Genomic DNA, 13,855 nt, shown 5'->3' with positions numbered 1-13,855 from the left:
CGTGGCTACCGAGGACGATTTTCGCAGCGTCTGTGAGGGTCGGTAGTTGACCGCCTACTGCTTTACATACGTCACATAGAATCCTTTCAACATGCGATGTTCTTGAAGGCGGTCGCCAAGACTAAAGCCATCTCGACGTAGCGGCGCTTGGAAAATGTCCAGCCCGCGATCAAGAACAATTTTCCAACCGGTATCGGTCACAATATCTCGGGCATGAGCGGTGCCCGAAGTGTCAAATGCCCATGTGAAATCCAGGCCGGATCCAGTGCAGGCTTCGGTGATGCTTTCCAGTAACTCACGCTGTTTCTGCATGTCCCCATCATGTGGTCCCGTGACAAGGTGAATGGAAACTTGATCTTCTGGTGCCTTCCGTCGAATGACCATTTCGACTAATTCCATCATGTTTCGGACCTGGTAGAAGTATCGAATATATGGGTCCGTCACGACGATTCGCTTAGCACCGTCGATGTAGGGACCGAATAACTTGTCGTAGCTGACACCCTTGCGATTTTCGGCGAAGACATGGTGCCCCTCTTCGGTGATGGGCTTCTGCGCGTTGATCTTCAATACGGAAGCCGTGCCTTCTGGCTCGACATCAACCACGTCTGCATCCGAGTTTATCTCCAGCCTCGGAGCCGGAGCCGGAGCCGGCGCCGACTTCCGGCTGTAGAACTGCGGGAACTCCTGTTCTTCAACGGTCTGCACGGGCCGCTTTTCTCCATCGGAACCCAAATAATAGAATTCGACTTCCGGGTAAGTCGCGTCGATCCTGAAAAGCTGGTCCTTGACCCGCTTCCGGCTTTCCATGGCGAGTTGAAGCAATTCCTCGACATCTTCGGCGCTTTCGCCGCCGGCCGGGAATATTACCTTCAGCATGCCCGACATGGTCTTGTAGATGGCATCCCGGTCGCGGGTAGAGACTTTTTCACTCACGCTGAAGTGCTGGTCGGGGCGATTGGAGAAGTCCTCTTGGCGCAGATGGCGCAGGATCTCGGCCAAATAGTCGACGATGAACCCATATCCGCTTGTGAACATTTCGCCGCGGATAACATCAATCTCCCAGCCCGGCAGATAGGCATGTAGACGGTCGATGAAGGCGCTGTCGTGGAACTGCGGAGGCAGGGCTTCGAACAGGTCACTGTTTTTCAGCATGTAGGGCACGTTGTGATCGGTGTTGCCGACGAAGGCGAAGCTGGCCTCCGCCCCCATGGGGTTCACCCCCCGGGAGAAGGTCTTATTGGCCATGTAGTTTTTCATGATGTCGACCAGAGCTTTGTTTGCGGTTTTCTCACGCCCGGCAAACTCATCGAAAGCCACCACATCCCAATAGCCAACAAGGCCGATCCGCCCGTTGGAGTTGTTCACGAACAGCTTCGGGATTGTCACCTCACCCCCGGATATCAACTGTCCGTGGGGCGAGAATTCAGAATAGATATGCGACTTACCCGTCCCCTTGGGCCCCAGCTCGATGATGTTGTAGTTGCGTTCGACGAATGGGATCAGACGCATCAGCTGCAAAAGCTTGCTGCGGCGCCCGAAAGCTTCGGGATTGAAGCCGATGGACTGCATGAGCAGATCAATCCACTCATCCTTGCTGAACCGACCACGGGCCTCTTTGTAGCCGTCATAATCAACGCGTGCGATCTGGATCGGCTTGATGGTTTCCAACACCCACGGCGAGGTCCGGGCGTCTTCAGAGAATTCGTACTGCACATCAGCGATGCACCAGACACTGGTGACCAGTAGTTTCGGGTGGGCCTTTACCGTGCCACTGTCCACAGCGACCTTCTTGATGCCCAGGTTATCAAAAACCGCCTCGTAGCTGTCTGTCTTTTCATTCAGCGAAACGCTGATCTGGTCGATGACCTTGTAACGCCCTTTTTCTTTGATCGTGGACTGGATCAAGCCGGCTTCGTTGCGATGGACATAGTGCTTGCGCAGGATGTCCTTGACCGTCTCGATGCCGCTTTGGATCGAAGCCTCGTCATCAGTCGCGCAGTATTGGCCAAGCAGGTACTCCAACACGTAGGTTGGGACGATCGCATTGCCTTTGACGGCTTTCACCAGATCCTTGCGGACCACATACCCAGCGAAATGTTCGTTGATCTTGTCGTCGAGAGAACTCCATGCCCGCTCCTTAAAAATCGAAATCTGTGGTGATGCCGCGGCGCAACTGAAAACGGTGGCTGGCGTAGTCTTCGTAGTGGCTGGTCTTGCCGATACGCTGCCGCAATTTCAGGAAGACATCCTGGTCGTTGAACTGGTCTGCTTCGCGGGACAGCAGGAACTTGATCGGCAGCTCTCGCTCTCGCGCATTTTGCGAGGTGAAGTCGAAGGTCAGCTGGTGTTCATCGGAGATAAGCGTCCCATCGCTGGCGTAGATGCCTGCCAAGAGATCGCGCTGCTGCTGCTTTTCCGAAACGGCCTGTGCCTGATAAAGAGTCACTGCCGTTTGACCAGAGGAGATCAAGCTGCGACCGGGGACGATGATCTGGACATCGACCTTGCCCACGTCCGCTTCGCGCCGTTTGCCGACCTTCAGAACAGGGACGACAACCTCTTGGAGCGATGCGCCCCCATGGACAAATCGGCTTCCAGCGCCTTTTGCCCGCATGCGGTTGATGGAGTTGGGGATCAGCACGTCGAGGTCACCAGACAGACCCAGCTCTGCTGACGAGAACTTCTTCATCCCAGCGGTTTCATTCAGTCCGCGACCAATGACGAAGCGCCGGTTCTTAAACAGGATTTCCGAACCTGTAGGGTCGGCAACAGAGAAGTCGGTCTCGTCCAACGGGCGGTGCTGATAGAGAAAACCATGATCCGCGGTGATCAAGATATTTGAGAAGTTCGCGGTAGTCAGCTTGCGAACAAGCTTCGTCAGATCCTCGATGGCATCCTCAGCGGCCTCGGGCACGCGGTCCTCGGTTGCCAGCTTGTCGCCGATAATGTCGATGCGGTTGTGATAGAGGTACAGGACATCATGATCGCGGAAGAGCGCCTTGCCCTCATCGGCCTTCATGTTCATGAAGTCTTCTGCCTTCATTGCCTTCGCCTGATCGCCAGCGCGCCCTTTCCCAAGGATCTTCTGTCTGTTCGCGGTGCCTTGGGTGGGCTCGCCAAAGGACGACACGGCGCTGTCACCAGACAGGCTCAAATCCTGGTTCGGCAGCAGTGCGGCCATGCCGAGCTGGGTGTAGCTGGGTAGGGTCGAAATCATTGGCTTTAGATCCGCATCGTAACGGGGCAGCTTACGAATCTCGCGCTGGCATTCCTCGGCCACCTCATAGCGCAACGCATCCGAGATGATCACGACGACCTTTTGATCCCGGCGCCGGTACTCAGCCGCCTGATCGCGGTAGAAATCTGTTTGCTTCGCATATCCGGGCACCGACCAGCCGCCCATCTTTGCGATCTGGTCCTGCCAGGCGTCGTTGACCGTCAAAAGGAAGTTGGTGGTGTAGCGGTTCTCAACGCTCTCGAACAACGAGCCCAACAGGGAAGCCTGGCCGCTTTTCTGCATGTGGTAGATGAACTTGCGATAGAGCTGGTCGATCTTAAACCAGCTCGTCACATAGCGCTTCACCCCCTCGCCAAGGGAGGTCAGGGACAGCGTAGCCTCGGCCAGGGCCTGCTGGAATTCCGTGGCATAGCCGATGGCCTCATAGACATCGCGGTAGATCGGATACCAATGGCTTTGGCGGCGTTCCCTGACGGTTTTCAAAACCTCGGCGGAAGATACCGTCTGGCTCGACATCTCGGCCACCAGTTTGCGGATGATCTGGCGATCAATCTCTTCAAAATGGTCGATAGCGCGCAGAGGTTTGATATCGCGGCCTTGAAGGTCTTCGGGGATCTTCAAGATGGCCTGGTATTTGCGGCTCAAGGTCTCAAAGGCCTCGGCCCCATGCCGGTTGTTCTTCCAGCGACGGAAGACCAATAGCGCCTCGGTATTCAATTTGCCGTCCTCGTCCAGCGCCCGGCAGTAGCAGGACTGGATCAGGGTGATGGCGAAATCTTCGAAATCGGGTTCGTCTGACACATAGCCATAGGCGTTTTTTACCTGCGTCCAGAAGAACGCTTTCAGGCCAGCCCGATCCATCAGCCGCAGCGCGTCGTCGCGCCCCGAAGCCAACTCCCCGAGAAGCGCTTCGATAACCGTGTCGAGCGCGCCTTCCGCGCCCGCGCAAACCGTCAGCATCCGGCGCAGCACGCCGGTTTTGGTGTCGGACGGGGCGAGCAGGCGCTTCAGATGCTCGATGCGCCCCTTTGAGCGATAAAACTCCATATGGTCGCGCACTACGTCCTCGAACTGCGTGGGTAGGCCAAGTTCTGCCAGCCAGATCGCCGCCTGATCAGCCTTGAACACCGCCGTGGCGAGCTGCACGTCCAGCAACCAGTTGTCGGCCATCTCCGGCTCCGGGCCGTCCTTGTAGATCAGGAACTTTTGCTGGGGTTCCTGACGCAGCACACGGTACTTCAGGCCGAACTCGTTGTTGGCAATCTCGACCTTCTCGACACCCGGCAGGTCCGCCGCCTCATAGGCCGCGCGCATGTCGCGGGCGGTGTCGTACCAGAAGACGATCCGGTGTTCTTCGAACAGCCGCGCGAGCCCGGCTTGAATGCGATCTGACATCAGCTCAGCCCCCTCATGACAAACCTGGGATCTTCTTCAGCGCCTTGCCGAACTTCGGATAGTTCGCCTTCACCCCGTCATCCAGATCGATCTCGATCTTCTGCTGCGCCAGTGGGAAGATCACCTCGCGTTCCCATTCGTGCAGCTCGTCGATCTGCTTGGCGACCACGCCGACTTGTTTCAGCGCCTTGGTGCGCTGGCCCTGCGTCGCGGTCGGATCGTCGGCCAGCTTCTCCAGCCGCGCGCGTTCGCCCTCCAGCTTGGTGATGAATTCGCGCAGGTAGTCGTTGAGCAGCACCGAAACCGTGTCGGCGCGGTAGCGGTGCATGTAGATCAGCGCGTTGAACGTCCCCTTGGGGGAAGAGACCATCCAGTAGATCGGGCGCTTTTTGTAGCGCTTCACGTGATCGGCGTAGAAATCCTTGGTGAAATACTTGCGGATGTCCTTGCCCAGAGAGTCCTCGATGAACTTCAGGTTCTCGCGGAAATGCGCCTCGCCGAAACTCACGCGCAGGAACAGGCGGAAGCGTTCGGTGATGTCGTCGGAAAACCAGTTTTCGTCCAGCACGGGGATGACGTTGTCTTCGTCCGGCATGAAGCTCGGCTCGGGGATGCGGGCGAGGTAATCCTCCATCCGCTCGCCCTGATTGGCAAGGATCAGGCCCGGCGCGTCGAGGCTGTAGCGCCCAAACATGCAGCCCACGGCATAGCTGAGCAACTCGGCCATGGTGTCGGCGCGCAGGCGGGTTTCACGGTCGGCCTCGTTGCCCTTCACGCCATAGCGATAGGCGGGGTTGCAGGTGAGGGTGATCTCCTCGATCGGCACCTCGGGGGTCAGCTCGTCTTGCAGGCCATAGGCGTCGATGAAGATGCGGTTGTTCTCTTCCTCAAGACGCTGCATCTCTTCCGTCATGGACTGCCAATGGGTGCGGAGGGTGGCGTAGGTGGCTTCCAGCGTATTGCCGCGATGGTCGGGCGAGAGCAGCGGGAGCGTGGTGAAATCCCAGGAGGTTTCGTAGGCGTCCCAGTCGGATTTGGAGCTCTCGCGCAGCGTACCCGCAATAGCCACTGGTCGCTCATGCTCCATATCTACAACCGGCACACGGCTCATCGGGCCTTCATGGTAATCCAAAGTCGGGGACATGATGAGAAGCAGTGCGTTTACAACCTTGGAATTGGTCAGCGCGAGTAGGTAAAGGCGAGTATCTTCATCATCGCAGAAGCAAACAGACCCTTTACTCTCAAAGAGCATCCCGTCCGGCAGGTATCGCATTGCCAGTGTATTTGAGATCGTTGACCAAGTAATGCCTGGCTGGAAAATCCTATTAAGGTTGAAGTTCGTGGCCCTGATCCGACCTGTCGAATGCTTGGTTGTTCGCATTACATGACCGTCGTTCTCCCAGTCGATGAAGAACTCGAGATTACCGTGCCAGCGCCGATACGATCCCCCTTTGCTCACAGGAAACCACTTAGCACCTGACGACTTTGCATGTGGACGGTCGCGTGCTTCCATATTTGATTGGGATGTTGCAACCTCGAACCACTGACGCAGGAAGCGATCATTGTCCCCGGTCACAACTCCGTGGGTTGGCGCACCGAGAGAACCGAGCGTTTCAGATTTCTCGAAGATTTCTCGAACACGGTTGCTGACCCAATATGCGAACGGGTCGCCAGGGATTTTCTCCAGCTCCTGACCTGAGACGCGGAAGTGGATATCTTGTTCATTACCGCTCTTTGCGTCCAGCAATAGCTTGGATTTCTCTGCTTCAGACATACCAGAAGTTAGACGGAAGTAGTCTCCCTTCTGACGCAGGTCTGCGCTTGTCTGAATCAAAAACGCAGCAGTCGAGACCACTTCGCCACCAATAAATCGAACCCTCGGTTTCCAAGGTGCGCGACACCTAAAATTTTGTTATCAGAAATTATATTGCATCGTTGACGTTCAAGTCTGGATAGGAACATCCAACCTTGCATAGTGATCATCGCAACGTAGCCAGCGGGCCTCGCGATCAGGCGATTACGATCAATAAACATTGCGTAGAGGTCGAACTTGCTCTCTTTGAAGGCTTTGTCGGCGAATGCCTTTAGCACATCGTTCATGCCACCACTGCCCATATAAGGCGGGTTGGCCACGACCACATGATACTTCGGCGACAGCGCCTCGGCCATGCGCAGCACGGCGATGACGCCCTCCTGCACGTCCTTCAGTAGCAGGTCACCGCCGAACTCCCGCGCCTCGACCACGCGCAACGTCTCTGCCGGATCGCGCAGTTTCGGCACGATCAGCGAGCCGAAATTCTTGGCCTGCTCGAACTGACCCAGCGTCTCGCGCAGCTCATCGGTGAACAGGTCCTTGCCCACCACGGCGGCCACGTCTTGCATCTCGGCATCGGTGAAGCTCACGTTTTGCAACACGCAGATGTCGGGCTTCGCCTCCATACGCAGGAACCGCCGCCGCCCCAACTTAGCCGCCGCCTTCATCGCCAGCGCAAAGGCGGCCAGCGCGCCCGCGCGGTCGTCAATCTCTACCCCGGTCAGGTTGTGCGTCAGGATCAGCGCGGGGATCTCTGTCGCATCATAACCCTCTTCCTCGTAGATGGCGTAAAGCAGGTCAAAGGCATAGGTCAGCATGTGCCCCGAGCCTGCGGCGGGATCGCAGATGCGGATCTCTTCGGGTTTGGTTATTTTCAGGAAGTCTGTCTCGGGCTCTTCGGGCGCGATGTAATAGTCCATCTTGGTCGCCAGCCCGCTCTGCGGATTGTTCAGCAGCCAGAGCCGCCCCAGCGAGTTCTCGACCAGGTATCGGACGATCCAATGCGGCGTGAAAAGCTGCGTCGCGGCGGGGATGTTCTCGGCCGTGATCTTCTGGTTCTTTTTGAGACCCGCGAAGACCTGATCCTTCTTCTCGGAGATGTAGAACTGGTAGAGCCAGCCGATGATCTCGACATCTTGGCAGGCGTCCTCGGTCATGACCTTGCGGAGTTCGGCGAGGATGGAGGTCTGCGACAGCAGATCCTCGGGCATCAGGAGTTCGGTGTAGTCGTCGATCTCCTCAAACAGGAAGGGCATGTGTTTGTGCCAAGTGTTGCAGGCGTGGACGAGCAGCAGGCGATAGGCCTCGGCTTGCGGGTCGTTTGAGGGCGTGCGGCCTTCGAGCAGGGACTGAATGGTAGAAGGCGCGCCATCAGGCAGGTGGCCCGCCATCGCCTCGGACAAGATCTCGGGGCGGGTGGCGCCTTCAGCGGGAGAGACGACACGCACCTGCGTGTGGCCGTTCGCATCCATGAAGCGCAGCGCGGTGAAGCGGTTGAACCAGGTAAAGGCAACCTGTTCGATGACCTGTTGCTTGCCGTCCTTGGCGATGGCGTTTTCCAAGTCCTTGACCGCCTTGGGGTGCTCGCGCCGTGCAGGTGCCGCATCATCCAGCACCAGGTCGAGTTTCGCCGTGACCTGATCAATCAGCAGATTGCGCGCCGCCTGCGCGAACTTTTTCAGAGCGTTGGTATCCATTTCAGACAATCACTTTCTTGCCTGCATGGATCTGTTCCAGCAGGGTCTTCTTGAACTCTTCGAGGTAGTCGGCAACGTCAGCGTCGTCAGACAGGTAAGGTTTCGCAAAGCTCACTTTGATCTGCGTTGCGTTCACGTAGGACGGGGCCTGAGGGGCAGGGGCGGTGGGTTCCGCCACCCCGGGCGCGGGCGTGAACGTCGCCTGCGGCGGACGTGCGAGGCGATCGACCTCGGTGATGATCTCGGCCATCAGGTTTGAGCGCGCGTGTATCGCCTTGTTCTGCAGCAGCGGGATCAAGTTGATGCTGTCGAGGCCGGTTTTCTGGCTTTCCAGCCGCGCGGTGATGCGCGCTTGTTTGTCCGGATCCAGCGCCTGGAACTCCGGCATTTGCGTGATCTTTGCCGCAACCTCGTCCACTGCTACGGCAACTGCTTTACGTTCCTCCAGTACCTTCAATTCGACCTTGGTTTTCAGATCGTAGAGGTCGGTTTTCAGGTTCTGAATGGCCGTGCCCTTGAAGCAATCGGGATCAGCCAGAGCTGCACGTAGCGTTTGACCCGCTTCGGCGTCGACATGATCGATATTGGCCGACTGGCTGGAAATCGCCTCGCGGGCGTCGTCGTAGATGGCACGTTGCGCGCCCCCCATAAAGGTCTTCACCTTGTCGAACAGGTCTTCCTTGGCGTCCAGCAGCTCGTCTTCACGTTTTGGCGCCTCAGTGATGAACCAAGCCGCGGGCTTGTCCATCATACTGCGCAACTGCTGCTGGAATGGCTCGAGGGCGGTCAGGAACGGGTAGTCATGAGCCTGCCGGGTCAGCCCGTCCACCTCGGCTTCAAGGTCCTTGACGCTCGCCGCCCATTCCGCCCCAAGGCCGCGCGCATCACTGCCTGCAGCTGGTTTGGAGAAGAGTTCCTGGTAAAGCTCCTTCGCTTTGCGGATCTCGACGGCGGAGAATTCCTGCTGAGGCGTGAGCAGGATATTGGGCAGGGCATGGCTGTTGTTGAGCGCCTTCGCCAGTTCGAGCTCTTCGGTGACCGTGCTGTCCACCCGCGCCTCAATCTTCCCCTTCGCCACAAGGCTGCCCGCAAGACAAAGAACGGCAGTGGCAGGCCATCCATAAGGTTTTGCCGTGAACCTCTCTGCGAGGTATTTGACGGACACCTTCACGCCATTGCGCGCCTGCGCGTTGATGAAGCTCAGCACATCCTGTTCCGCTTCCCCGAGACCTGCGCCTTCGGCACCAAACAGGCTGCTTTCGGCCTGAACGGCCTTGTTGATGTCGGCTTCGGAATAGCTGACGCCGCGCAACATCGGAAGGTTCGTGTAGACCTTATCGACGAGCGATTGAAACGCCTTGATGATCCGGTCTTGTGGTTCTTCTCCGCCGATGTCGAGCTCATCTCCCCGAACAAACAGGCGCGCCTCTCCCATCAGCTTGCGCAGCCGCATTTCAAGATCTTTGGCACGGCGGCTGTTCTGATCCCCTTTTTCGGAGACGATCCGATCCCGACCGGGTTGAGGCGAACCGCTCCGCGACTGGCGGATAAACTTATCGGTCTGTTTGAAGAGGATCAGATCCTTGACGAAATTTGAATCCGCTTTCATTACGACAGCGAGCTCTTCGCGGGACATCGTTTTCATGCGCACGGCTTCTGGGCTACCGGCGTCTTCGCCGAAGGGAGAGACGAGATTGATGGCCAGCTCATATTCCCGGCCGACTGCATGATCGTCCAGCTTGCGGGTGAACGGGTATTCACTGTTCGTCGCCAGGTGCCGTATTTTCCGGTGGCGCAGGATGGTATCGAAAGCGATCGTCTCGAGCTCTTTGGTGAGCTCAGAAGGGTCGATGTCGAGGGATTTGATTTCCGCCTCGACGTCCTTCTCCTCATTGGTCAGGAACTCGTACACTTCACCATTACGCTGGATCAGCGTGTTCCGCTCCAGTAGCGACAATGCTTCTTCGATGCGGCGGCGCTGCTGCGATTGATCCGCGTCGAATTCGGATAGCAACAGGATCGAAATGTTGCGGACCGAAGGTTTGAATTCCTTTACGTACTTGACGAGGAACAGCGCCTTGAGCACCCGGACTGCGAAAGTGTCGTCGAGGTTTTTCTCGGCGATCTGAATGCTTTGCTGGGCCGAGGATTTCAGCGCGGTCCGGATACCTTCGAACATCAAATCAAAGGTCGCCAGACCGCCGACCTCTTGGTCTTTTAGCTTCTTGGAAACCTCCTGAAACACCCCCAGCATGGAGCGTTCGCCGACGGAGCTGTGCTTGCCCTCAAAGGCATTGTGCTGCGACAGCGAGGTGATCGCCATTTGGAACAGCGTGTATTGATAAGGCGGGAATGGGTAGCTTGCGATGAAGTGATCGCGGTCCCGATAGTTCTTGAGCTTGATCGATCCATCCGCGAAGTCGAACAAGGTCTTGAGGTTGTTCTCTTCGCGGTCATGAAGATTGCCCAAGGTCACAGCGGCTTCTGGGGTTTTCGACAGCAGACGGCGCTGGATGACCTCGGCAACATCGGCAGAGTTCAATGGCACACGGTTGCCGAAACGCGCCTGGATCTTAGAGAAGTCATTCTCTTGTTTCTGTGTCATGTCGCCAATCACCGACGCCATGTCCTGTTGGGCAGTGACGATGATCCATGCCTGGCCCTTGCACTTCGTGTTCAAGCTTTCCGCAATGGTCTGAAGGTTAGTCATCAATTTGACGTTGTCGGCGATATACTGACCGACCTCGTCGACGAAGAAATTAAGTCGGAACCCCTTGGGCTGTTCGTCTATCCAAGCCTTGATAGTCCCCGCAAAATCCTCGATCGAGACGCGGGTGTCCTTGCGGTACTGGCTCAGGATGTCCTTGGCATCGGCTGGATCCCCCCCAGTCACTGAGGCAAAGGCGGTAGCAACGTTTTTCGCTTCCAGCAGGGCCTGCTCACGCCCACGTTCCCAAGGCTTTCCAGAAGCCTCCTGAAAGGCGGTTTTGAACGCCTCAAGCTGGCCACGGCCATGCAAGTCCCGTTCGAACTGCGCAATGTGAGGTTGCTTGCCATAGAAGCCACAGGTTTCGTCGAAGACTTTTTGAAAGACAGCCAAAAGAGCATCGACATCCGATTTGGAGATGACGTCGGCCTTTTGGTCAATGTTGAACAGGATGGACTTGGACGAGATTGAGACAGCCTTGTTCAAGGCACCCGCCAACATCGGCTCGCCTTTCAGCTTCTCGGCGAAAATGTCATGGGCTTTGACGCCATCGACCTCCCGGTTCTCGAGTAGGAGTGCGAGCATTTTTAGCAGGTGGGATTTACCGGAGCCGAAAAAGCCAGAAATCCAGACCCCATTCGAAGTATCGTAATTGTTATACGCTTCCAGGAAATGTTCGAGCTTGCGCCCGATTTCGCCGGTGATGACGTATTCGTCCAACTCAATACGAAGGCTGGCCTCGTCATCGGCCTTGATGACGCCATCAATAGCGCGGTCTACGGGCTTTTCAAAAATATCTTTTATCAAATGGGCCATGGGGTCAGACCTCGTAGTTCAAAATGTTAAAGGCACGGTAGTACTTGTCGTCATGCAGCTGGCCAAAGAGATCCAGCGACGCGCCGGTGGCCAGAGCGTGGGTGTAGCTGCCGGGAAAGAACAGCACTGTGGGTGCCTCTTTCGCGGTGCTTTGCAGATTGTTCAACACATTGTGGGATCGGATGTAGGGGTAGACCTCGCCGACGCCCGACAGGAAGATGACATCGTGGGGGGCCGCATCAATCTCCTCCGCGATCTTCGGTATGAGGTGAGCTTGCGGGTCGAGAACACCCTGCAGAAGCTCCTTTATCTCGGCTTTCTCACTGTCGGGTTCCGCCTCCAGAACCTGCTCGAGGATGTCACGCTCTCTCAGAATATTGAGGGCCAGATCATATAGGTTGAGATCAAGGACATTTGTGCCGGTATGGGCGATACGGGTCATAAGGTCCTTTCGGTCGTCAACCATCGAGAGGCCCTCTGCTGCCGGAAACGGGCAGATGAAGAACGGCACCTCGTTGCCCAATCCCTGCTTTGTCAGAAAGCGCTCACTGGTAATTACATGATAGAGGTGTTCGGCGCGCTCCTTGCGGCTCAACTCAGGCTTCACAATTACACTCCGTCCATCTTCACTCCGGGAAAGAGCGCAAGCTCCGCCGAGTTTTCATCTTCAATGATCGCTATCAAGCGCTGCGACAGGATCGCGGTTTGTATGCGGTTTTCGCCGGACAGGATCCCCGCTTCACGCATCATGCGAAACAGGACTTGTCGTAGCCTTGTGCGTGTAGTGGCGCTGAGACTCGCCAGATCTTCGTCCCATTCCGCCTTGGCCTCGAATAGAATATCAAAAGTTTCCAAAGGCAAGTCGACTTGGTAGGATAAATATCGTTCTCGAATGATCTCGAGCGCGAATTCCCGGACAAACCGGTAGGCGCGGCACGCAGCCAGCCAGAGCAACGCCTGCTGGTCGGTACGATCAGCCTCATCCAACAGAAATTCGCGCTCTTGCGAAGACAAAGTTCGCAACCGATTGGTGATTTCGCGCAGCGTACGCCGATTGGACGCGGTTTTCGGGAGGGACGTCGCACCTTGGTCCAAGGCACGTAACATGGTCTGCTCCCAGGGCTCGCCTTCGATGTGAATCCGCGCGACCGTCACGCTTTCGTTCAGGAAAAGTCCGCCGGTGCTGAACGACATTTTATACTTTTTGCGATGGGGTCTTCTCATTTCCTCTGTCGTCCAAGGGATGTTTGCACCTCTAACCTGTTGACCAGCACGATGTGCTGATCTTGCGGAGCGCGGGTGTCAGGGTCGGTGTCCAGCCCAAGCCTTTTGAGGTTGTAAAGCAGGAGGCACTTCCGTACGACAACTTGCGCAATGCCATCTGTCATCCCGTAGTCCAGTTCGACGATCCGTCTCTGATTGTCGGAAAGGGAAGGGTGAGCCGAGATCTGTAGGGTGATCGTCTCCACCCAGTCGGAGTCCAAACCGGGGTCAATCTCGGCCATCCCGGCAAGCTCACTGTTCAGGATACGGCTCAGAACGAAATCCTTGAAGACATGATCTTTGAAGCAGTAGGCCCGTGTGTGCCAACGAAAGCCGTCATGAGCGATCCCATGCGGAGCGATGTTCCGCCTAATGGGCTGAGCGGACGACATGGATTGGTACTCGATGGTCAGGGTCCGTCGCTGCGCGCATGCCATCAACACGTTGCGCACTGCCATCGCAGGCAGGCCCCGCGCGGGGATTGACGGGGTCAGGATATCCGGAAGATCGACGATCCATTCCGACTTGGGAACGGCCGCACCACGCGCGATGGCTGCGAGGTCAGCCAGGTACTCCGACGGATCGATGGACAGGTAGTGGGCTTCGAAGTCGTCTCCCAGCACATATGTCCTGGCGCTCTTGTCATAGAAAAGATGCCCTGGATGATCCACGATATACTCGTTCAGATCCTTGGAGGCCTGCGCTCGGCTGATCCCCATGACATCCATCAGATCGGCGAGCCCGATAGAACCATGCCAGTATAGCCGGTGCTCTATAAAGGCACGCCGGTCTCGTTGCCATTGATTAAGATGGTTAGGGCTGCGTCCAGTCATACACACATGGGTAGTGAGTATTTAACGAAGGGTCCAGAATAAAGAACTATGCTTACTCGGAAGCTGGATACGCGCTGTAAACCACTTCATATC

Annotated in this window: 8 protein-coding genes; all 8 read right to left on the bottom strand. The window is 56.7% G+C overall.

What is annotated here, in order from left to right; genetic code table 11:
- Positions 1 to 54: 54 nt before the first annotated feature.
- From brxL to AC0L4F_RS06865, 8 genes are read right to left on the bottom strand one after another with little or no spacing between them, the layout of a single operon-like run.
- On the bottom strand, positions 55 to 2,082 hold the full coding sequence (gene brxL, locus AC0L4F_RS06900; protein ID WP_244686761.1) for a BREX system Lon protease-like protein BrxL: 2,028 nt from the start codon (positions 2,080 to 2,082) through the stop codon (positions 55 to 57).
- Between the two features lie 55 nt (positions 2,083 to 2,137).
- The gene (pglZ, locus tag AC0L4F_RS06895) at positions 2,138 to 4,633 is read right to left on the bottom strand and encodes a BREX-1 system phosphatase PglZ type A (protein WP_244686759.1); all 2,496 of its coding nucleotides are present in this window, start codon (positions 4,631 to 4,633) and stop codon (positions 2,138 to 2,140) included.
- Positions 4,634 to 4,646: 13 nt separating this feature from the next.
- The gene (pglX, locus tag AC0L4F_RS06890; protein ID WP_348524070.1) at positions 4,647 to 6,488 is read right to left on the bottom strand and encodes a BREX-1 system adenine-specific DNA-methyltransferase PglX; all 1,842 of its coding nucleotides are present in this window, start codon (positions 6,486 to 6,488) and stop codon (positions 4,647 to 4,649) included.
- Complete coding sequence (gene pglX / locus AC0L4F_RS06885) at positions 6,464 to 8,143, bottom strand: BREX-1 system adenine-specific DNA-methyltransferase PglX (RefSeq protein WP_280520527.1); 1,680 nt, start codon at positions 8,141 to 8,143, stop codon at positions 6,464 to 6,466. The genes pglX (AC0L4F_RS06890) and pglX (AC0L4F_RS06885) overlap by 25 nt, the downstream gene beginning before the upstream one ends.
- Position 8,144: 1 nt before the next feature.
- Complete coding sequence (gene brxC / locus AC0L4F_RS06880; RefSeq protein ID WP_244686757.1) at positions 8,145 to 11,666, bottom strand: BREX system P-loop protein BrxC; 3,522 nt, start codon at positions 11,664 to 11,666, stop codon at positions 8,145 to 8,147.
- A gap of 4 nt (positions 11,667 to 11,670) precedes the next feature.
- Positions 11,671 to 12,273: a DUF1788 domain-containing protein gene (locus AC0L4F_RS06875; protein WP_244686754.1), complete on the bottom strand. Its 603-nt coding sequence runs from the start codon at positions 12,271 to 12,273 to the stop codon at positions 11,671 to 11,673.
- A 2-nt stretch (positions 12,274 to 12,275) separates the two neighbouring features.
- The gene (locus tag AC0L4F_RS06870) at positions 12,276 to 12,860 is read right to left on the bottom strand and encodes a DUF1819 family protein (protein ID WP_244686752.1); all 585 of its coding nucleotides are present in this window, start codon (positions 12,858 to 12,860) and stop codon (positions 12,276 to 12,278) included.
- Positions 12,861 to 12,886: 26 nt separating this feature from the next.
- Positions 12,887 to 13,762 carry a BrxR family transcriptional regulator gene (locus tag AC0L4F_RS06865; protein WP_244686750.1) on the bottom strand — a complete coding sequence of 292 codons (876 nt, stop codon included), beginning with the start codon at positions 13,760 to 13,762 and terminating at the stop codon, positions 12,887 to 12,889.
- Positions 13,763 to 13,855: the final 93 nt, after the last annotated feature.

The sequence above is a fragment of the Marinovum sp. J2-8 genome (assembly GCF_055808435.1).
The sequence above is the reverse complement of the archived record's forward strand: the minus strand, read 5'-3'. Positions and strand labels throughout refer to the sequence as shown.